The organism is Komagataeibacter saccharivorans, from assembly GCF_003207825.1.
GTDB classification, from domain to species: domain Bacteria; phylum Pseudomonadota; class Alphaproteobacteria; order Acetobacterales; family Acetobacteraceae; genus Komagataeibacter; species Komagataeibacter saccharivorans.
On record NZ_NKTY01000001.1, the window covers coordinates 83,366 to 104,355 of the forward strand.

Here is a 20,990-nt window from a genome sequence, read left to right on the forward strand (position 1 = left end):
AAATTCTCAGGCAAAAAGCTTCGCCCGCTTCCGCCATAAGGCATGAAACGGGCGAAGGGTCGGCATATTACTCGGCAGCGGCGGTCGCGGCGGGTGCTGCAACCTCACGCTTGCGCTCGGCAATACGGGCGGACTTGCCGCGACGGCCGCGCAGGTAATACAGCTTCGCGCGACGGACAACGCCACGACGCACGACGTGGATTTCCGCGATGGTGGGGGAATACAGCGGGAACACACGCTCCACGCCTTCACCGTTGGAAATCTTGCGCACGGTGAAGTTGCTGTTCAGGCCCTTGTTGGAGCGTGCGATCACAACGCCCTCATAGGCCTGAACGCGCTTGCGGGTGCCTTCGACAACCTCGACGCCAACGCGCACGGTGTCACCCGGCGCGAATTCCGGCACCGCGCGGATAGCTGTCAGGCGGGCGATCTCTTCCGCCTCATACTTCTGGATAATGTTCATGATCCGGTCCTCGTTCGATAGGATTTCATGTTCAGTTCAGCCGGTCCGCATCGGCACGGATGCCTGCGACCCGGGGAATGTCTTGACCTGCGCCCGCCTGATAGGCGGCCCACAGATCCGGCCGACGCGCCTGCGTCACCGTCTCGGATGCCGCGCGGCGCCACCGGGCGATCGCGGCATGATGACCGGACAGCAGGACCTCGGGCACGTCGCGCCCGTCCCATTGTGCCGGCTTGGTATAAAGCGGATATTCAAGCAGACCGTCGGCAAAGCTTTCCTCGACCGCACTTTCGCCCGATCCCATCACGCCCGGCAGCAGCCGCACGCAGGCATCCAGCAGCACCGTCGCCGCCACTTCCCCGCCCGACAGGATATAATCCCCGATCGAGACCTGTTCCGCGCCCGAGGCTTCGAGCACGCGCTCATCCACCCCTTCATAGCGACCGCACAGCACCACAACACCCGGACCCGCCGCATAACGACGGATATCCACCTGTTTCAGCGGTTGTCCGCGTGGCGTGGGATACACCAGCGGTCGCCCGGCCAGATCGATACCGGCAATGGCCGCCGCCACGACATCGGGGCGCATGACCATGCCAGCCCCGCCGCCGAATGGCGTATCGTCCACTACCCGATGCCGTCCCAGCCCGTATTCACGCATGTCGCGCGCATCCAGCGACCAGATGCCACGTTCCAGCGCCCGCCCGGCCAGCGACTGCCCCAGCGTACCGGGAAACATGTCGGGAAACAGCGTCAGCGCCGTCGCCTGCCACGTCATGTCGCGTCTCCGTGCGTATCGGTGCCCGGAAAACATTCGACCGGAACCTCGATCTCATCAGGCAGGCAGACGACGATATATCCCGCCCGCACATTCACCACCGGCACGCAGGCCCGGGTGAACGGCAGCAGGAGATTACCCCCCGCCCCATCGATTTCGAGACTGGTGCCCGCACCATAATCATGCACGGCGGCCACGCGACCGATCACCCGCTCCGTTCCCTGCTCGCGCACGTCCAGCCCGACCAGATCGGCGAAATAGAATTCGTCCTCATCGGGTTCGGGCAGGCTGGTGCGCGGCACGTACAGCTTGCGGTTGACCATCTGCTGCGCGGCTTCGCGGCTATCAATGGCGTTGCCTGCCGCGTCATGCAGCCGGGCGATGCCGTTGCCATGCCACGATAGCCGCCACGGGCGACCCAGATCATCAACCAGCCCGTCATAGCCTGACAGGTCTTCCGCCACGGCGGTATAGCTGTGCACGTGCACAAGCCCCCGCACGCCATGCGGACGACCCACCACACCCATCAGGACATGATCGCGGTTCATGGGATGACTGCCCTGCCTTTCCTGCCTGTCTACCGTTACCGCGACTTAGGCTGCCGCAGCGGCAGCAGCGGCGGCACGTTCCTGCGCCCGCTTCTTGGGCGCGGACTTCTTGGGCTGCTCGTTCCAGGTCGGCTTCGGCGCCAGACCGGCATTGCCCAGGAAGCGGGCGACACGGTCGGTCGGCTGCGCGCCGTTGGACAGCCAGTGGGTGATGCGCTCGGCAACCAGACGCACGCGCTCGGCATGGTCGGACGGCAGCATCGGGTTGTAGGAACCAACGCGCTCGATGAAGCGGCCATCACGCGGGGAACGGCTGTCAGCCACGACGATGTGGTAGTACGGACGCTTCTTCGCACCGGCGCGGGCGAGACGGATCTTGAGGCTCATTAAGACTTCTCCAGACAGTAAAAAGACAAAAGAAAAACGGGAACGACGTTCAGGGTCAGCCGAAAGGCGGACGCCCGCCGCCGCCGGGGGGACGCCCCCCCTTTGGCATGAGTGCGGACAGACCCTGACGCATCAGTCCCTTCACTCCCAACTTGCTGAACCGCTTCATCATGGAGGCCATCGCGTCATACTGCTTGAGCAGACGGTTGATCTCCTGCACGGTCGTGCCGGACCCGGCGGCGATGCGCTTCTTGCGCGACGCCTTGATGATGGAGGGCTGACGCCGCTCCGCCCGGGTCATGGATGAAATGATGGCCTGATGACGGGTCAGGACGGAGGTATCAAGCTCCTTGTCCCCCAGCGCGTCCTTCAGCTTGCCCATGCCCGGCAGCATGCCGAGGATACCGGAAATGGACCCCATCTTGTTGATCTGGCGGATCTGGGCCGCGTAATCGTCCAGATCGAACTTGCCCTGCATCATCTTGAGGGCGAGCTTTTCGCTCTCCTCATGATCCAGGGTATCGGCAGCTTTTTCCACCAGCCCGGCGATATCGCCCAGACCAAGGATACGGCCTGCAACACGCTCGGGGTGGAATTCCTCCAGCGCGTCAAGCTTTTCGCCCGAACCGGTCAGCTTGATCGGTGCGCCGGTAATCGCACGCATGGACAGGGCCGCGCCACCACGGGCATCGCCATCCATACGGGTCATGACGACACCGGTAACGCCAACGGCCTCGTTAAACGCCTTGGCGGTATTGACCGCGTCCTGCCCGGTCATCGCATCGACCACCAGCAGCGTTTCCGCCGGGCTGGTTTCGGCGCGGATGGCGCGGACCTCGTCCATCAGGGCTTCGTCGATGGACAGACGACCGGCGGTATCGAGGATGACGATGTCATACCCCTCGCGCCGTCCGACTTCCATCGCGCGCTGCGCGATCTCGACCGGGGTCTGGCCCGCGATGATGGGCAGCGAGGCGACACCCGCGCGCTCGGCAAGCTGGGCGAGCTGCAACTGGGCGGCGGGGCGCTGCGTGTCAAGGCTGGCCAGCAGGACCTTCTTGCGCTCACGCTGCGCCAGACGGCGGGCGATCTTGCCCGATGTGGTGGTCTTGCCCGATCCCTGCAGGCCGACCATCAGGATCGGCACGGGCGGGACGGCGTTCAGGTTGAGCGGAACCGCGCCCGCGCCACCCAGCGCGTCGATCAGCGCGTCATTAACGATCTTGGCGACAGCCTGACCGGGAGAGATGCTGTCCAGCACCTCGTGCCCTACGGCGCGTTCACGGACCTTGTTGACGAAATCCTTGACGACAGGCAGCGCCACGTCGGCGTCCAGCATGGCCAGACGCACTTCGCGCATGGCTTCCGTAACATCCGCTTCCGACAGGGCCCCGCGCTTGGCGAGACCATCGAACACACCGGAAAGCTTGCCTGAGAGCGTCTCGAACAACGTTTTTCCCCAAAAGAGGACGCGCCACTGCGCGAACCCTCGCGAAGTGACGTGCCTGATTGTCGGGCGGATTTATCCCGCGCACCCTGCCCTGTCAAGCATTGTGCGCTTTTCCCATGAAAAACGGCTGCCCGGACGTACCGGACAGCCGTATCGACCCTGACCGCGCGGGGCGGCGGAAGGGTGGTTACTTACTTCTTGTCATCTTCCGGCGGCGGCGGCGCGGTCAGGGCGCGCAGCTGCTCGTGCAGGCTGTCAACCTTCTCCTCGGTCTCACGGATCTGGTTAAGCTGGTCCGCCGTCAGGATATCGTGGATACGGATCGCGGTCTGCAGATGTGCGGCTTCATGCTGCTGGTGCAGGGTCGCGATCTGCTGCTGCAGGCTTTCGATACGGGCCTGATCGACCTTGCCCGGCGTCGCCAGCAGTTCCTGGATCTGCTTATGGAGCTGGTGTTCCTGTTCCATGTCCGCATGGAAGTCAGGATGCTCGTCCTTCAGGATCGCCTGAAGCTTCTTATGCTGCGCGGAAGTCAGCTGCACATTTGCAAGGAACGGCATGCCCATGCCGCCAAACCCACCCGGACCACCGGGCATGCAGCCCCCGTGCGGGGGTGCGTGGTGTGCGGCAAGAGCCTGCCCGGACAGGCCCGCCAGACCACCGATCAGGGTGGCGGTCAGAATCATTTTCTTCATCATGGGAACCAAGTCTACTCCTGTTATAACTTGTTCTCTACCCTGCCTGCCACGGAGTGGCCATGCAAGGTCTACAATCACAACGCTACAACAGCCAATGCGTTCAATGTGGGCAAACTTGCTACAAAATGTAAGGAGCAGCCATGCCCGCCCGTTATCCGAATCGCCCGGTAATATAGTCCTGCGTCCGCTTTTCGCGCGGCGCGGTGAACATGCGGTCGGCACCATCCACTTCCACCACTTCGCCCATATAGAAAAAGGCCACCTGATCGGCACAGCGCGCGGCCTGCTGCAAATTGTGGGTGACGATGGCGATGGTGAAATCGGCCTTCAGTTCATCGAGCAGTTCCTCGATCCGCGCGGTCGAGACCGGATCAAGCGCACTGGTGGGTTCATCCAGCAGCACCACTTCGGGTCGGGTAGCGATGGTGCGCGCGATACACAGGCGCTGCTGCTGGCCACCGGACAGCGCGGCAGCCGAATCATGCAGCCTGTCGCGCACTTCCGGCCACAGGGCGACACGGCGCAGCACGTCTTCCACCCGGCCATCCATGGCCGCGCGGTCAAGGCGTTCATGCAGCCGGACGCCAAAGGCGATGTTGTCGTAAATCGACATGGGAAACGGCGTGGGCTTCTGGAACACCATGCCAACGCGTGAACGCAGCACGTTCAGGTTTACCCTGGGGCCAAGGATGTTGCAGCCATCGAAAATGACTTCCCCCGTCGCCCGCTGGCCGGGGTAGAGATCGTACATCCGGTTCAGCACGCGCAGCAGGGTGGACTTGCCACATCCCGAAGGCCCGATCATGCCCGTCACCTGCCCCTGCGGGAAATCGATGGAAATATTCTTCAGCGCATGATTCGCGCCGTAATAGAAATCCAGATTGCGCACGGAAATCGCTGCTGGCGCCGGGTTCTTTTCCACGACTGTCATATTCACTTCCTGTTACGTCCCAGCCCCAGCCGCACGGTTATGTTGATCATGAGAATACCCGCCGTGATCAGCAGCGCACCCGTCCATGCAAGGGCGGTCCAGTCTGCATAGGCCGCGCCGGCATACTGGTAAATGGTCACGGGCAGGCTGGCCATGGGGGCTGCGGGTGATACCGACCAGTTCATGTTCCCCAGCGAGGTGAACAGAAGCGGCGCCGTCTCACCCGATACACGGGCCAGCGCAAGCAGGATGCCGGTGGCCACGCCGTCGCGCGCGGCGCGCAGGCATACGAAAAGGATGACCCGCCAGCGGGGCGCGCCCAGTGCGATCGCAGCCTCCCGCATCGAAAGGGGCACAAGGCGCAGCATGTCCTCGGTCGTGCGCACCACGACCGGCACCACCAGAATGGACAGGGCCAGCGCCCCGGCCAGACCCGAGAAGTGGCCAGTCGGCACCACCACGACCATGTAAATGAACAGTCCCACCAGAATGGACGGGGCGGAAAGCAGCAGGTCGGATACGAAACGGACAAGATTGATCAGCCGCCCATCCGTGGATGTGAACTCGGCAAGGTATATCCCGACCAGCAGCCCCACCGGGGCACCGATCAGCACCGCAAGTCCCGTCTGGATCAGGCTGCCGACGATGGCGTTGGCAAGACCACCCGCCTGCCCCGGCGGCAGGGTCACATGCACGAAAGTCACCCAGCGCAGGCCACCGATCCCGTTGCGTATCAGCACGAACAGGATGGAAAACAGCATGAGCAGCACCAGCGCGGTCGCCGCCCAGCACAGGCCCGTCGCAATCCGGTCCACCATGCGCCTGCGCATGTCCGACAGGGTATTGCCCTGCCAGCGCCCCGATGAACAGCAATCCGTATCCATAAGCACGGTGGTCGCCGCCACGCTCTCCTGACCCGCCATGGTTCAGCCTGCCGCCCGCGTGCGCAGCAGCAGCCGCGAACAGACCAGCGTCGCAAGGGAAATCAGCATGAGAAGGAAGCCCACAGCCATCAGGGATGAAAATTTAAGACTGCCCACCGCGCTTTCGGGAAATTCAAGCGCGATCAGGGATGCGATCGTATTGCCGGGGGAAAACAGCGACCAGCCGATATGATTGGCGTTGCCGATGACGAAGGTGATGGCCATCGTCTCCCCCAGCGCACGCCCCAGACCCAGCATGATGCCCCCCACCACGGATGTGCGCGACCACGGCAGGATGATGCGCCGCACGACTTCCCATCGGGTCATGCCCAGCCCGTATGCGCTTTCCTTCAGCACGGCGGGCATGGACAGGAAGACATCCCGCATCACGGCGGAAATGAACGGGGTAATCATGACCGCAAGGATCATGCCGCCGGTAAGAAAACCGGTCCCGTAAGGCGCACCATGGAAAAGCTGACCAATTCCCGGCACATGCCCCAGCGTATGATTGGCAAACGGTTCGACATAATGGGCCATGAACGGCACCAGCACCGCGAAGCCCCACATGCCGAAAATAATGGATGGCACCGCCGCCAGAAGCTGGATCAGCGTACCGATCACCCCGGAAATGCGCGGAGAGGCAATTTCCGTCAGCCATACCGCAATGCCAAAAGCCAGCGGCACGGCCAGTGCTATGGCCAGCAGCGATGTCACCAGCGTTCCGAACATCGGGGCGGCCGCGCCGAAATGCTGGGTTACGGGATTCCATGCCTTGTCCAGCACGAAACCCAGGCCAAACCGGGCAAACGCGGCCCGCGCGCCCCACGCCATGACCGCCACCATACCACCCAGACCCAGCAGGATCAGGACCGCGGCGCAACGGACAATGGTGGCGAATACGGCATCCCCATTACCCTTGACCGCCCCCGTCAGGGCTGAAGGGGACGTTGCAGACCGATCCATACAGAAGACCTCCGTGGCGCACACGCATCACAGTTCACAACATTCGCGCCCGCAGGCACACCGGAATGCCCGGACCAATACTGGACCGCATGCCGGTTCTGCAACCGTCATGAGCACCTGTTGGCCAAGTTTGCATCAGATCGTTGTATTTTTACGCAAACCTGCCGCCATCACATCCGATCATTTCCGCGCGGCGAGCAGCAGGTCGCGCAGCAGACCACGCCCGGCATCAATGGACATGCGCTCAAGGACAAGGGCGTTGGGCTGCACGCCCGGCGGCCCGATACGGCGCGCCACCGTCATGCCGCGCGTGAACGTGCCCCGACATTCCACATCCACATGCGCCAGATGGCCGCCAAACAGGCCCGGCGCCAGCAGCGCAAGCAGGGGTGCGGCCGCACGTAGTGAAATATCGACCCCGTTGCCGCCGCCACGGCCCATGCGGGCGGCGGCCAGCAGCGCATGCACATGACCCGCGACCGAAGCGGGCGCGGCCCCCATCGGGGCAAGCTGTTCCATCCATACCGCATCCGCGTTCAGTCGGCTGGTGCAGTCCAGCGGGATCAGGGTCAGGGGCACACCTGCCGCCATGACGGTGGCCGCTGCTTCCGGATCGGCGGCGATGTTGCGTTCGGCAACTGGTGTCGCATCCCCTGGCGAATACAAGGCCCCGCCGCTTGCGATCACCCCATGCAGATGCGCGCCGATATCAGGTGCCTGCACCATCGCCAGCGCCAGCGTGGTCAACGGGCCGGTGCAGCATACCGTCACGCCATCTGGCGGACAGGCACGGATGGCCTGCACCAGATACTGCGCGGCCAGACCCGGCTCGCCCTGCGGCACCGACTTTACCGCCCCGCCCGCATGCACCAGCGGTCCCGGACAGCCAGCATGAACACCCACATCCGCAAGACCGTGCCGGTCCAGCAGGTCGCGTGCCTGCGTCATCGCGGCTTCCACTCCTGCGGCTTCCCCGCTGAACAGCACCTGCACCACCCGCACATGATCGGGAACCTGCACGGCAGCCAGCAGGGCCGCCATAGCCTGCGCGCCGGGTGTCAGATCAAGAATGATGGGGCGGGTCATGGGCATCCTGTCCTGCATGGGTTGCACGGTTCGTTGGTGGTGACGTGTTACAACATTTCAGTCAACATCGACATGCGGGCGCTGCCAGTACAGCGCACGGGCCAGCACCCTGTCCACCAGCCACCACAGCAGCACCGTCATGACCGCCAGCACGCCAAGGGCCGCGAACATGAGGTCTGTCTGGAAACGGGTATTGGCCGTCTGCATGAGGAACCCCAGCCCGGAGGACGCCCCCACCCATTCCCCCACAACCGCCCCGATCGGCGCGATGGCCGTCGCCATGCGCACACCGGATGCAAAGGACGGCAGGGCCGCAGGCAGGCGTATATGCAGCAGCACCCGCAGGCGCGTGGCCCCCATGGTGCGCGCAAGGTCCATCCACCCCGGTTCGGTCTGGCGCAGGCCATCACCCAGTGTGGAGGTTACGGGAAAGAAGATGACCAGAACCGCCATCACCACTTTCGACGCCATGCCGAATCCGAACCACAGCACCAGCAGCGGTGCGAGCGCAAAAACAGGCACCGCCTGACTGAGCAGCACCATCGGCATGACCCATCGCCGCAGCGGCGCCCACAGCGCCATGCCGATCGCCAGTGCGCTGCCTGCCCCTATCCCCAGCAGCAGACCCAGCAGGGTTTCTTCCAGCGTGGTCAGTGCGGCGGGGCCAAGCTGCCCGCGCTGGGTCCACAGCGCATGGACCACCGCATCGGGGCCGGGCAGCATATAGGGCGGTATATGCCCCCAGCGCGCCAGTCCCCACCACACGGCGACAAGCCCCGCCAGCGTAACAAGCGGACGGATGACCCGCCCGGCATGCGACAGCATGGTGGCCGTCATTGCAGCATCCGCCGCAACAGCCGCGACTGCGCGGACAGAACGGCGGGATCGTCCACGGCGCGTGGCACCGTCCCGGCGGGCACTGTCATTTCTTCTATCGTGGCGGGATAACCGCTCATCAGCAGCATGGTATCGGCAAGCCTGCATGCTTCCAGCGGATCGTGGGTAATCAGCACGACCGTGCGCCGGGCCAGCATATGGGCGGCCAGATCCTGCATCCGCGCCCGCGTGATGCTGTCGAGTGCTGAAAACGGCTCATCCATCAGCACCACGGGACGATCTTCATATAGGACACGCGCCAGCGCAGCACGTTGCCGCATGCCACCGGACAGGGTGGCAGGCAGTGCGCCCGCATGTGCCGAAAGCCCCACGCTTTCGAGCAGATGGGCCATACGGGCGCGATCAGGCGCATCCCCGCGCAGTCGTGCGCCGAGCATGACATTATCGGCAATACTGGCCCATGGCAGCAGCAGGTCCTGCTGGCCCATCCATGCAACGCGGCCCGCCAGCGGCAGGCCATCATCAGCCACGACGTGGCCATAACCCGGCTTTTCCAGACCGCCCAGCATGCGCAGCAGCGAAGTTTTGCCTACCCCGCTGGCCCCGAGCAGCACGGTAATGCCACCCGCACCGATACGCAGGTCCAGATTGCGGAAAAGGGGCGCGCTGCCAAAATCCAGCCCCACGCCTTCAAGGCGGATGGCGGGCGGCGCAGACATCACTTCCCGCGTTTGGGATAGGGAATGCCCAGCGCGTCACGCGCAGCGGTGGCCAGACGGTCCACACGCTCGTTATTTTCATCGCCGGAATGGCCGCGCACCCATTTCCATTCGACCTGATGCTTCGCGCTGATATCGAGCAGCCTACGCCACAGATCCATGTTGGCCACCGGATCGCCCGAAGCATTGCGCCAGTTGCGGCGGACCCAGCCCGTGCTCCAGCGCATGATGCCGTTGCGGACATATTCACTGTCGGTATGCAGCACGACGCGGCAGGGACGCCTGAGTGCTTCCAGCGCTTCAGCCGCGGCGGTCAGTTCCATGCGGTTATTGGTGGTTTCCGCCTCACCGCCAGAAAGCTCGCGCTCCTGCCCGCGAAAACACAGCAGCGCGCCCCAGCCGCCGGGGCCGGGATTGGGCTTGCAGCCGCCATCGGTCCATATCTCGACCAGGTCGGTCCCGGTAGACGGATTTTCCACCTCAACCGCGCCCCCGGTTACGATGTCATCACTCATGGCAGGAACCTTTCACCCATGCGGGCGGCACAGAATTCCATGCGCACCAGATAATCCAGCGGGTCCTTGCGCGTAACCAGCGCATCGGACGGCGTGTTGATCCAGTCATACAGCCGCGTCAGGGTGAAGCGGATGGCAGCCCCCGTGGCCAGCGTACTCAATGCGGCCTCCTCCGCTGCTTCCAGCGGGCGGACATGGCGGTAGCCTTCCACCATTGCTTTCGCATGGTCCGTCATGAACCGCCGGTCTGCATCGAAACACCACGCATTGATGGCAATGGCCAGATCGTAAGCATACCAGTCGGTGCAGGCGAAATAGAAATCGATCAGGCCCGACAGCTTTCCGTCACGAAAAAAGACGTTATCGGGAAACAGGTCGGCATGGATCTGTCCACGCGGCAGGCTGGGGTTATTCCCCACGCCCGGCCACGCGGGCAGCACACGCGCCAGCACCGTTTCGATTTCCGCCACCAGTCCGGGGCGCACTTCATCGCCCCGCGCCCGGCACGCTTCCAGCAGGCCAGGCCATGACTGCGGCCCCATGGAATTGGGGCGTTCGGCCACGAACCCCTCCCCCAGCAGGTGCAGCCGCGCCATGGCGCCCCCTACCTGGGCGCACATGTCCGTATCGACCTGCCGCGACCACCCACCGGGCAGGAAGGTGGTAATGGCGGCGGGCTTGCCCGACAGGGTGCGCAGGGTCCGGCCCTGCCGGTCCGCCACGGGAAGCGGGCACGACAGGCCATGCTGGGCCAGATACTGCATAAGCCCCAGAAACCAAGGCAGTTCATCAGGGTTCACCCGACGCTCGTACAGCGTCAGGATAAAGGTCGCCTGTGTGGTCTTCAGCAGGAAATTGCTGTTTTCCACCCCTTCGGCAATGCCGTGGCAGGAAACGGGCCTGCCGATGTCATAGCCCTCCAGAAACGCGGCAAGCGCTTCTTCGGGCACTTCGGTATAGACAGCCATGCGGTGATACGGATCAGCCCAGCGGCGCCGGCAGGCGGAAGGCCACGTTTTCTTCCTTCACGGTGATTTCCTCGATCTCAAGCGTGAAACGCTTGGCAAGGGCCGCGACCATTTCCTGCACCAGCGATTCCGGCGCGGAGGCACCGGCCGTAATCCCCAGCGTGCCGACACCATCCAGCGCCGACCAGTCCAGCGCATTCAGGCGCGGCACCAGCAGGGCACGCGGCGCACCGCTGCGTTCGGCCACTTCACGCAGGCGCTGCGAATTGGACGAGTTGGGCGAGCCGATCACGATCACCAGATCACAGCCCGGCGCGATCGCCTTGACGGCTTCCTGCCGGTTGGTCGTGGCGTAGCAGATGTCCTCGCGCCGCGGGCCTTCGATCAGGGGGAAGCGGTCGCGCAGGATGTCAACGATTTCCGCCGTGTCATCGACCGACAGCGTGGTCTGGGTAATGAAAGCCAGCCGCGAGGGATCGGCGGGCTGGACCGTGCGCGCTTCTTCCGCATCATTGATCAGCGTGACGGCACCCGCGGGAAGCTGGCCCATCGTACCGACGACCTCCGGATGGCCGGCATGGCCGATCATCAGGATATGGCGGCTTTCGGGACCACCATCGGCGAAGTGGCGTTCGGCCTCCCGGTGGACCTTGGATACCAGCGGGCAGGTTGCATCCAGATACAGCAGGTTGCGGCGTTCGGCCTCGGCGGGCACGGTCTTGGGCACGCCATGGGCGGAAAAGACGACCTGACCATCGGCGGGCACTTCATCGAGTTCCTCGACGAAGATCGCGCCCTGCGCCTCAAGCGCCTCGACCACGGTGCGGTTATGCACGATCTCATGGCGGACATAAACGGGCGCGCCATAGCGGCGGATCGCCTCTTCCACCACGCGGATGGCGCGATCGACACCCGCACAGAAGCCGCGCGGGCCTGCGAGCAGTACTTTCAGGACACGGGGCAGTGTCTCGGCGGGGGCTGTTGTATCGGGTGTATGAATCATCTGGTCGGGCATGGTGTTCCCCAAACGTCCGGCGAGCGGTATAGGATACGGACCGCGATCTGCTAGAGTTCCGGCGCCGGTATCCCGTGCGATGGTCCGGCCCTACGCAAACCGTGGCAATGACGCAAGCCATTTTCCCGTTGACCCTAACGTATTCTGCCGTGTCTGTCCTCCCCCCCCGTTACCCTGTCGCGTGCATGTCGTGCCTGTATCACACCCGACGGGGCGGGATTCTGTTCACACCTGACCAACCCGGAATAGCCGCATGATTCCTGCCCATCCGCTATCACGCCTGCGCCGCATGGCCCTGACATTCTGTACGGTGCCCATGCTTGCGCTGGTTGGCGCGTGCTCGAACGCCAGCGATTCGATTGATTTCGCGCCGGCCTGCCCCGTTGTGGAAGTCCCCAGCGAGGCCGCCGACTATTATCAGTATGCGGGCAACGACCATGACGTGACGCACCTTGTGGCGCGGGCCAGCCTGACGCGCGTGGTGGGATCGTGCGAGGCAGGCGCCCAGCGCAGCGTGATGACGAACATGAAGATCGGCCTGCATGTGGAACGCGGCCCGGCATCGAAGGCGGAATTCGTCAACATCCCGTATTTCGTCGCGGTCGTGTTCAATGGGGAGATCAAGAGCAAGAAGGAATTCGTGGCCTACGTCTCCTTTGAGGACGGGCGCATGCAGGACCTGACCCATACCCGGAACATTCCCATCACCCTGCCCGTATCGCGGCATATCCACAGCGACCAGTATCATATCGAGATCGGCTTCCAGTTGACCAAGGCGCAGCTTGACTTCAACCGCGCCCATCTGGTCATGCCCACCTTCCGCAAGATGTAAGGCTGCCCCTTGGCCGATTACCCATCACCCGTGCGGGAACTGACATGGCGCGGCATCGTGATCGGTGCGCTCATTACGGTCGTTTTCACCGCATCGAACATCTATCTTGGCCTGCGCATCGGCCTGACGGTCGCCACGTCCATCCCCGCCGCCGTCATTTCCATGGCGGTGCTGCGGATACTGGGCGGCGGCACGATCCTTGAAAACAATCTGGTCCAGACACAGGCCTCCGCCGCGGGTACGCTGGCATGCGTGTTCGCAAGTCTGCCCGCGCTGGTCATGGCGGGCGTATGGCAGCATTTTCCCTTCATCCAGACGGCGGTACTGACGGCAGCGGGGGGTATGACCGGCGTGCTGTTCACCATACCGCTGCGCCGGGTCATGCTGGACGATCCGGCCCTGCCCTTCCCTGAAGGCGTTGCTGCAGCCGAAATCCTGCGTGCGGGCGCCAGCCATGAAAACCGTGGCAGCGTACGTGCCCTGGTACAGGGTGGGATTCTGGCGACGGTGCTGACGTTCACATCCACCGGCCTGCGCCTGCTGGGCGACGGGATCACGGCTACGGCCACATTGGGGATGACCGCATTCCGGCTGTCGGTCGGGTTTTCGCCCGCCCTGCTGGGGGCGGGCTATCTGGTCGGGCTGGAAGGCGGGATGGCGATGCTGCTGGGCGCATTGCTGACGTGGGAAGTATCCATTCCGGTCATGTCCCATCTCCTGCCCCATCCCGCCGGGATGGATGCGGGCAGTTTCGCTGCCCAGATATGGAAGGACAAGGCCCGCTTCATCGGGGCGGGGCTGATCGGCGTTGCAGCCATATGGACCGTGCTGCGCATGGGCCGCCCGCTTATGCTGAGCGCACGCGCCCTGCTGGTGCGTCGTGCCACAGGTACCCACGTGCCGCGCACCGAAACCGACCTGTCCCCACGTGCCATACGTGCCGTGGCCGGGATCGTGCTGGTCCTGATCGGCAGCATGTTCCTCGCCTTCTCCACCGGGCGTGTCGGCCCGCTGCCCGCACTGGCCGCCACGGTGGCGGGTGTTGCATGGTGCGCCGGGCTGGGGCTGTTCGTGGCGGCCGCCTGTGGATACATGGCCGGGCTGGTGGGGTCATCCTCCTCCCCCATTTCCGGGGTGGTCATTCTGGCTGCGATCGGAATGTCCAGCCTGTTCGTGCTGCTGCGCGCCACGGGACTGTTCGCCGGGGTGGACGGGCAGCATTTCGCCATCGCCTTCTGCCTTTATGCCCTGACTGCCGTTACCGCATCCGCCGCCATCGCCAATGACAACCTTCAGGATCTCAAGACCGGAAGGCTGGTCGGCGCGACGCCATGGAAGCAGGAAGCCGCCCTGCTGATCGGCTGCATAAGCGGGGCCATTGTCATTCCGCCCGTGCTGAATGTGCTGTACCAGACATACGGTTTCGTTGGCGCGATGCCACATGCGGGGATGGACGCGTCACAGGCGCTGGCCGCCCCGCAACCCGCACTGATCCTGATGATTACATCCGGCATTTTCCTTCATCAGCTTGACTGGACCATGCTGCTGATCGGGGCGGGAGCCGGTGGCGTGCTGATCGGCATTGACGCAGCCCTGCGCCGCGCGGGCCGTGGTGCGCTGCCGCCGCTGGCGGTGGGCATCGGCATTTATCTGCCCATGAACATTTCCATGACGCTGGCCGTCGGGGCGATTCTGGGACACATCGTTACACGCCTGAACGCGGGCGCATCCAGCCACCGGGGCACCATGATCGCATCGGGGCTGATCGTGGGGGAAAGCCTGATGGGAGTGGCGCTGGCGTGCCTTTCTGCGCTGAGCGGGCGGGACAGTCCGCTGTCGCTACTGCCGCCGGGCACATCCGCGCTGCTGGTCAACCTTGCCGGTCTGGCTGCATTCGGCGCGCTGTGCGTATGGTTCTGCGCGACACAGCTCCGGTCTTCCCACAGATAACAGATAGCGGACAGGGGCATGGACGAGCAGCCGCCTTCCATGGCACCCTGCCCGCATGCTCCGCCATTTTGACAGTCTGGATTTCCCCCGTCCCACGCGCGACGCCCTTGCCCTGCGGTTTGGTCAGGTCTCCACCCTGCTGGATCAGGGGGCGGTAGCGGATGCGGCGCATCTGTTCGATACGATCCGCCGCGATTACGAAAGCTGGTCAGCACTTGTGGATCTACGCTTCGCGCAGGATACGACCAGCCCGACGGCCAAAGCCGAACGTGACCATGCCGATGCCCTGACACCCTACGTAACGGCGCATGAGGTGGCACTCAAACGCAGGCTGCTGGAATATCCCGATCCCGTTGCGGTAGCGCAGGAGATTACGCCGCACACGCTGGAACTGTGGCGCACGGACATCACCACCTTCGATCCCCGCATTACCGGCGCATTAGAAGAAGAAGCCCGCCTGAGCGGCACCTATACCGCGCTGCTGGCGGGTGCGAAGCTGGAGATTGGCGGCGAACAGGTCAACCTGTCCGGCCTTGCCCCCTATGCCGAAAGCACCGACCGGGCCGTCCGGCGCGAAGCGGAGCAGGTACGCTGGACATTCTTTGAACGCAACGCCCCGCAACTGGACGACCTGTTCGACCAAATGGTCCGGCTGCGCCATGGCATGGCCGAAACGCTGGGCTATGATTCCTATATCCCACTGGCCTACCGCCGCATGCGCCGGGTGGATTACGGCCCGGCGGATGTCGCGCGTTTTCGCAATGATGTGCTGACCCATGTGGTGCCGCTGGTGCATGACATCCTGCGCGGGCGGTGCGAGACGATGGGGTGGGAAGTCCTGTATTCATGGGATGAGCCCCTGATCGACCCGCACGGCAATCCGCGCCCGGCGGGTGGGCATGACCTGCTGCTGAACCGTGCCCAGACCCTGTTCGAGTGCATGGATGGCGATCTTGGTCCTTTTTTCCGGCAGATGCGCGAGGGCGGCTATCTTGATCTGGTCAACCGGCCGGGCAAGGCGGGCGGCGGGTTCTGCACATCCTTCCCCACCGTGGGGATGCCGTTCATCTTCGCCAACTTCAACGGCACGCAGCACGACATAAACGTGTTCACCCACGAAATGGGGCATGCCTACCAGAACTGGAAAAGTCGCAGCCTGCCCGCCGTTGACCTGCTGTGGCCGACCATGGACGCCGCCGAGATCAATTCCATGGCGCTGGAATTCCTGACATGGCCGCATATCGACCTGATGGTGGAACCGGGTCAGGGCGAGCGTTACAGGCAGATGCACCTGATCTCCTCGCTGTCATTCCTGCCTTATGGTGTCTGTGTCGATCACTTCCAGCATGAGGTCTACGCCCGCCCCACCATGACCCCGGCCGAGCGGCATGAAGTCTGGCGCACACTGGAACGGCGCTACCTGCCATGGCGCAATTATGGCGGCCTGCCCCACCCCACAGCGGGTGGCCGGTGGCAGGCGCAGGGCCATATCTACCGCTCACCCTTCTATTATATCGACTACGCTCTGGCGCTGTGCTGCGCGATGCAGTTCTGGATACGCAGCCGCACCGACCCACAGGGCGCGATGGCGGCCTATGTCGACCTGTGCGCGCAGGGTGGCGCGCAACCTTTTACCCGGCTGGTGCGTTCTGCCGGGCTTCAGTCGCCGTTCCAGCCGGGCACGCTGGCCGATGTGGTCCGTACCGCGCGCGGCATCCTGAACACCTGACATTCCGCCCTGTCCATTACTGCAAGGGGAGACCATGTCCACACACGCAGGTCCCACGCCCTCCGTCGCCCGCACGCTATACAAGACACTGGCCGTTCTTGCGCTGACCGCCCTGTTCCTGCTCAGCCTGCGGTTCAGCGCAACCGTGGCGGGCCTGGTCGACCACATCGCCGGGACGGGCATGTGGCTGGCCGTCTACCGGCTGGCGGGCGCCAATGACGCCACCACACAGGAACAGATGATCGTGATGGCGGCGGCGCTGGTCTGCTGCCTGCTGGCCATTGCGGTGGTGGAGGTGGCCGACCGGCTGTTCAGCCGCCTGCGCCCGCAATCATGATGGGTCGCGCTGCCAGAAAAAGGTCAGCTCATGTTTGTTGTGCCACAGATGCAGCACATGACCACCCGGAATGGCGGCGAAGGCTTCCGCCGTTTCATGATCGGTCTCGCCCTGAAATTTGATGGTCATGACAATCCGGCTGGCGCGTCCCGATGCGATCCACCGCCGCGCCAGCGCCAGCAGCCGCGCGGGATAGGCAATGATATCCGAAAACAGCCAGTCCACCGGCGCGCAGCTTTCCGGGTCAAGGCCGAACGCACTTTCATACCGGCAGGTTACATTGGGCAGGCTGGCGACATTATCCGCCAGCGGTGAGCGGTCGATGGCCGTAACCTGCGCCCCGGAACCTGCGGCAACCCATGTCCATCCGCCCGGACAGGCCCCGAGATCAAGACAGGTCTCCCCCGCCACCGGCCAGCGACCAAGCCGCAGCAGGGCTTCCCATAGCTTGAGATAGGCCCGCGACGGCGGATCGGTGCGGTTTTCAACGAACGGAACCTCACCATTCACGAAAGGCGAGGTTTTTGTTCGCGACAGCAGCAGCCGATCAGCGCAAAGCAGCGTCCATGCCCCCAGATGGGCTGTCGGCGCGGCAGCGGGAAACGTAAAGGGTTTGGGGCGTAGCGGCGGCAGGGCATCCGTTATCAGGGCGCTGCGACGATGCAGCATGGGCACGTATCCCGCCCAGTTGCGCTGGATCGCCCGCATGATGCGCGCCGCCCCCTTGATGGAGGGGACATCATGCATTTCCGGCTCACGCCACGTCTCCAGCGCCCACAGGCTGTTCACCGGCGGCGCGGCGGACAGCGCCAGACGCCCATGCCAGCACAGATCGCCAGCCCCCTTGCGCTGGAGTTCCTGCTCCAGCACGGGTTCAAAATCCGGCGGCGCCAGATAGGCGCTGCGAACCGGCCATGGCGGCAATGTCGCTTCCACCTGCATCACGACCGCAGCACTCCCACAGCCAGCAGCAGCCACGCCAGCATCAGCATTGTCCCACCTGTAGGCGCGATCGGACCGGGATGGATGCCCCAGAAAGCCGTAAGCGACACCCCCACACTGAACAGCAGCGTACCCGCCGCCATAAGACTGCCCGATAGCGAAATCAGCACCCGGCAGCCCTGCTGGATCATGAGAACGGAAATACCGATAATGGCAAGGGCATGCCACATCTGCATCTGGATTGCCTGACGCGCCATGTCACGTCCGCCCTCGGCAAAGAAATGATCGGGCAGATGAGTGGTCAGCGCGCCCCCCATAACACCAGAAAATGCAGCCAGCGCCGCAAAACACAAAAGAAACCGGACAACAGTAGGCATTCGGGGCATCCGCAAAACATGATGACAAGCCGCACGGAACGCGGGCGGCCACACACTAGCCCCAGCACCGCCCCATCGTATAGGTCAGCCAGACGGAACCCGCCCATGCATGCGCGCGCATGACGTTTCATCCCTACGACAGGCATGACCGGGTCCGGTCAGGTTCCGATACAACTACAGAATTAAACAATAATTACAAAATTATGAATAATATGTATAATTTTATGTTTATTATTAATTATACACACGAAAAATAAAAACAATAAATATAAATAAACACGCAAAACCATTGAGGTGTAATATTTTTACTTTATATGGAGAATTTTAATCCATAATTATTGCAATCCCTGCACTTATCTTAAAATCATGAGCGTTTCCAACGCCCGCACGCCCTTCATTCAAGATCGGGATCGCCTTTGTAAGGCTTCAGGAAACTGATAAACTGCCGATGCGATCAGTAAAACAGACTGAATGTTACACGTCAGGAAGCCGACAATATGAAAAAATCCGCCGTATGGTTCCTCTGTGCGTCTGTTACCCTTCTTCCCGCTACCGGCATGGCTGCCCCCGCGCCGGAACCGGCAGCCACGCCTGAACCCCTGACTGAATCCGATACTACCTTTTCCGAGAATGTTTCCGCACTGAACGGTTTTGAAATCACCATTTCAAAGCTGGGCGCAAAGCAGGCCAAACGGCGCAAAATTCAGGAAATGGCTGAAGATGCCCTGAAAATGCATACAGCCAACCAGAAAGCCCTCCTCGCCCTGACCCGCAAGCACGGGCTTACGCTGCATGAGGAAATGAGTCCGGACGAGCAGCAGATTGCTGATACCCTCAAAACCGAAAGCGGCGCCAAATTCGAACGGGACTTCCTGGATATCGAGGCACAGGCCACAAGCGACGCACTGGCCATGTTCCAGAACGAGGCGGAATCCGCTTCCGACCCTGACCTGAAAGCTTATGCATCCAGCACGGCGGACACCCTCCAGACCCATCTGGCCGATACCATGAAACTGGGCGCCAGCAAGCCGAGCCGCTGAGCATCCTCCAGCCTCACTCCCGACTTCATACAGGCAAAGACATGAGCATCCGCATTGACCAGATCGTGACGCGCGGCGGCGATACGGGCCAGACCTCGCTAGGCAATGGGGAGCGGGTTGCAAAGGACTCGATCCGGATCGAAGCCCTTGGCGCACTTGATGAAGCCAATGCCGTAATCGGTCTGCTGCGCGCCACCTTGCCCGCGGGACGCAATGCGCGGTTCATCGCCTGGGTGCAGGGACTGCTGTTTGATGTGGGCGGCGCGATATGCATTCCCGCCAACCCGCCACGCGCCCTGCCCCACGCTGCCGCAGCCCTGCAGGCGATGGAAGACGAAGTCGCAGTCCTGCGCGCGCAGGTGCCTCCCTTACGCAGTTTCATCCTGCCCGGTGGCACCACGGCGGCGGCCCATGCCCATCTTGCACGTACGGTCGTCCGCCGTGCGGAACGGCGGCTGACCACCCTTGCGCGACAGGAAGATATCGGGACGGATATTCCAGCATGCATGAACAGGCTCTCGGACTACCTGTTCGTGCTGGGCCGTCACCTGAACAATAACGGGATGGATGACCTGACATGGGCGCCCGCCTCCCCGCCACCCGGAACGGACTGACGGGCTACATCCGTTTTACGCAGGCAGTTGGGCCAGATGGGCGCAGGCCTGTTCAGCCAGATGTTCCTGCGGGGCGGTAACGTCGAGCGCCATCACCACTTCCTCATGCATGTCCGGCTCTTCCAGCGTCTCGAACTGGCTGTCGAGCATGGTTGCGGGCATGAAGTGGCCGGTGCGCTGCTGCAGGCGCGGCGCGATGTCTTCCTTGCTACCCTTGAGGTAGACAAAACACACATCCTGACTGCCATTTGCGATACGCTCACGGTATTCCCGCTTCAGGGATGAACACGTCACGATGCCGCACTGCCGCTGGGCGCCCCATGCCTTGACCTGATCCGCGATCCGGTCAAGCCAGGGCGCGCGGTCCGCATCCGTCAACGGAATGCCACGGCTCATGAGATCTATGTTGTTTTCCGTGTGCAGGTCGTCGCCTTCGATGACCGGCCAGCCCAGACGCTCGGCAATAAGGTGGGCGACCGTGCTCTTGCCACAGCCGGACACCCCCATGACGATCAGTACACAGGGACGCCCTGCCTGCCTGAGCCTGCGTGAGAGGGAAACCGTATCCATATTCTGACTAACGTCACACATTCCGTATCTGCCGGATATTATCGGGGAAAATCATCGGCCCTTATCTGGACCACGGGACAGGTCTAATGCAAGTGCCGGTCATGACCATGCCTGCCAATACAGAGCGTGCCACTTCCGTCATTACAAAGGGAGTGAAAATATTTTCAACCACAACGGGCAAATCTATTTATCGTTCCCGGATGCGACAGGATACGCACAGATAGTTTATTTAAAAAAATATTATGTAACAACAACTGGAGCATCCGATTATTGTAATCTTATTTATACCCTTGCGTTCCCTTATGAAAATGAATTATA

General features: G+C 62.9%; 24 protein-coding genes. 6 read left to right on the forward strand and 18 right to left on the reverse strand.

Going from position 1 to position 20,990, the window contains the following annotated elements; all coding sequences use genetic code 11:
* Window positions 1-67: 67 nt before the first annotated feature.
* The 15 genes from rplS to ispH form a co-directional block, all read right to left on the reverse strand.
* Window positions 68-463, reverse strand: coding sequence for a 50S ribosomal protein L19 (rplS, locus tag CFR79_RS00395; RefSeq protein WP_102323280.1), 396 nt, complete (start codon window positions 461-463; stop codon window positions 68-70).
* A gap of 31 nt (window positions 464-494) precedes the next feature.
* On the reverse strand, window positions 495-1,241 hold the full coding sequence (gene trmD / locus CFR79_RS00400) for a tRNA (guanosine(37)-N1)-methyltransferase TrmD (RefSeq protein WP_110546404.1): 747 nt from the start codon (window positions 1,239-1,241) through the stop codon (window positions 495-497).
* Window positions 1,238-1,789 (reverse strand): ribosome maturation factor RimM, encoded by a 552-nt coding sequence (rimM, locus tag CFR79_RS00405; protein ID WP_110546407.1) that lies wholly within the window; start codon window positions 1,787-1,789, stop codon window positions 1,238-1,240. The genes trmD and rimM overlap by 4 nt, the downstream gene beginning before the upstream one ends.
* A 45-nt stretch (window positions 1,790-1,834) precedes the next feature.
* Complete coding sequence (gene rpsP, locus CFR79_RS00410) at window positions 1,835-2,176, reverse strand: 30S ribosomal protein S16 (RefSeq protein ID WP_102323277.1); 342 nt, start codon at window positions 2,174-2,176, stop codon at window positions 1,835-1,837.
* A 55-nt stretch (window positions 2,177-2,231) separates the two neighbouring features.
* Entirely contained in the window at window positions 2,232-3,626 is a 1,395-nt protein-coding gene (gene ffh, locus CFR79_RS00415; protein ID WP_102324153.1) for a signal recognition particle protein, read from the reverse strand.
* 191 nt (window positions 3,627-3,817) lie between these two features.
* Complete coding sequence (locus CFR79_RS00420; RefSeq protein WP_110546409.1) at window positions 3,818-4,324, reverse strand: Spy/CpxP family protein refolding chaperone; 507 nt, start codon at window positions 4,322-4,324, stop codon at window positions 3,818-3,820.
* Window positions 4,325-4,475: 151 nt separating this feature from the next.
* A complete protein-coding gene (gene pstB, locus CFR79_RS00425; protein ID WP_102323275.1) occupies window positions 4,476-5,255 on the reverse strand; it encodes a phosphate ABC transporter ATP-binding protein PstB in 780 nt (259 codons plus the stop codon).
* A gap of 2 nt (window positions 5,256-5,257) precedes the next feature.
* A complete protein-coding gene (gene pstA, locus CFR79_RS00430) occupies window positions 5,258-6,139 on the reverse strand; it encodes a phosphate ABC transporter permease PstA (RefSeq protein WP_371207317.1) in 882 nt (293 codons plus the stop codon).
* Between the two features lie 42 nt (window positions 6,140-6,181).
* Entirely contained in the window at window positions 6,182-7,141 is a 960-nt protein-coding gene (gene pstC / locus CFR79_RS00435; protein ID WP_102323273.1) for a phosphate ABC transporter permease subunit PstC, read from the reverse strand.
* Between the two features lie 180 nt (window positions 7,142-7,321).
* Window positions 7,322-8,227, reverse strand: a complete 906-nt coding sequence (locus tag CFR79_RS00440) for a nucleoside hydrolase (RefSeq protein WP_110546738.1) — start codon at window positions 8,225-8,227, stop codon at window positions 7,322-7,324.
* Between the two features lie 57 nt (window positions 8,228-8,284).
* Entirely contained in the window at window positions 8,285-9,064 is a 780-nt protein-coding gene (locus tag CFR79_RS00445; RefSeq protein ID WP_102323271.1) for an ABC transporter permease, read from the reverse strand.
* Entirely contained in the window at window positions 9,061-9,786 is a 726-nt protein-coding gene (locus CFR79_RS00450; protein ID WP_110546412.1) for an ABC transporter ATP-binding protein, read from the reverse strand. The genes CFR79_RS00445 and CFR79_RS00450 overlap by 4 nt, the downstream gene beginning before the upstream one ends.
* Window positions 9,783-10,298 (reverse strand): ribonuclease HI, encoded by a 516-nt coding sequence (gene rnhA, locus CFR79_RS00455; protein ID WP_174234106.1) that lies wholly within the window; start codon window positions 10,296-10,298, stop codon window positions 9,783-9,785. The genes CFR79_RS00450 and rnhA overlap by 4 nt, the downstream gene beginning before the upstream one ends.
* Complete coding sequence (locus CFR79_RS00460; RefSeq protein WP_110546415.1) at window positions 10,295-11,266, reverse strand: homoserine kinase; 972 nt, start codon at window positions 11,264-11,266, stop codon at window positions 10,295-10,297. Before CFR79_RS00460 ends, rnhA begins: the two co-directional genes overlap by 4 nt.
* Window positions 11,267-11,279: 13 nt before the next feature.
* Window positions 11,280-12,269: a 4-hydroxy-3-methylbut-2-enyl diphosphate reductase gene (gene ispH, locus CFR79_RS00465; protein ID WP_243705354.1), complete on the reverse strand. Its 990-nt coding sequence runs from the start codon at window positions 12,267-12,269 to the stop codon at window positions 11,280-11,282.
* Between the two features lie 265 nt (window positions 12,270-12,534).
* Between ispH and CFR79_RS00470 the strand changes: the two genes are divergently transcribed.
* Genes CFR79_RS00470 through CFR79_RS00485 form a run of 4 tightly spaced genes read left to right on the forward strand, consistent with a single transcriptional unit; the run spans window position 12,535 to window position 17,129 of the window.
* Window positions 12,535-13,113, forward strand: a complete 579-nt coding sequence (locus CFR79_RS00470) for a hypothetical protein (protein ID WP_102323267.1) — start codon at window positions 12,535-12,537, stop codon at window positions 13,111-13,113.
* A gap of 9 nt (window positions 13,114-13,122) precedes the next feature.
* Complete coding sequence (locus CFR79_RS00475) at window positions 13,123-15,063, forward strand: OPT family oligopeptide transporter (protein ID WP_110546417.1); 1,941 nt, start codon at window positions 13,123-13,125, stop codon at window positions 15,061-15,063.
* Between the two features lie 55 nt (window positions 15,064-15,118).
* Complete coding sequence (locus tag CFR79_RS00480) at window positions 15,119-16,792, forward strand: M3 family oligoendopeptidase (protein ID WP_110546420.1); 1,674 nt, start codon at window positions 15,119-15,121, stop codon at window positions 16,790-16,792.
* Between the two features lie 34 nt (window positions 16,793-16,826).
* On the forward strand, window positions 16,827-17,129 hold the full coding sequence (locus CFR79_RS00485) for a hypothetical protein (RefSeq protein WP_110546422.1): 303 nt from the start codon (window positions 16,827-16,829) through the stop codon (window positions 17,127-17,129).
* On the opposite strand, the gene CFR79_RS00490 is transcribed toward CFR79_RS00485, so the two are convergent.
* Together CFR79_RS00490 and CFR79_RS00495 are read right to left on the reverse strand one after the other, a co-directional pair.
* Complete coding sequence (locus CFR79_RS00490) at window positions 17,124-18,071, reverse strand: SAM-dependent methyltransferase (RefSeq protein ID WP_181417330.1); 948 nt, start codon at window positions 18,069-18,071, stop codon at window positions 17,124-17,126. The genes CFR79_RS00485 and CFR79_RS00490 overlap by 6 nt on opposite strands.
* On the reverse strand, window positions 18,071-18,448 hold the full coding sequence (locus CFR79_RS00495; RefSeq protein ID WP_102323262.1) for a DUF423 domain-containing protein: 378 nt from the start codon (window positions 18,446-18,448) through the stop codon (window positions 18,071-18,073). Before CFR79_RS00495 ends, CFR79_RS00490 begins: the two co-directional genes overlap by 1 nt.
* Before the next feature lie 497 nt (window positions 18,449-18,945).
* Here CFR79_RS00495 and CFR79_RS00500 point away from each other — a divergent pair, with 497 nt between their 5' ends.
* Window positions 18,946-19,488 (forward strand): DUF4142 domain-containing protein, encoded by a 543-nt coding sequence (locus CFR79_RS00500; RefSeq protein WP_102323261.1) that lies wholly within the window; start codon window positions 18,946-18,948, stop codon window positions 19,486-19,488.
* Window positions 19,489-19,529: 41 nt separating this feature from the next.
* On the forward strand, window positions 19,530-20,102 hold the full coding sequence (locus CFR79_RS00505; RefSeq protein ID WP_110546427.1) for a cob(I)yrinic acid a,c-diamide adenosyltransferase: 573 nt from the start codon (window positions 19,530-19,532) through the stop codon (window positions 20,100-20,102).
* A 15-nt stretch (window positions 20,103-20,117) separates the two neighbouring features.
* Here CFR79_RS00505 and CFR79_RS00510 read toward each other — a convergent pair whose 3' ends face one another.
* Window positions 20,118-20,693 (reverse strand): gluconokinase, encoded by a 576-nt coding sequence (locus CFR79_RS00510; RefSeq protein ID WP_102323259.1) that lies wholly within the window; start codon window positions 20,691-20,693, stop codon window positions 20,118-20,120.
* Between the last annotated feature and the right edge of the window lie 297 nt (window positions 20,694-20,990).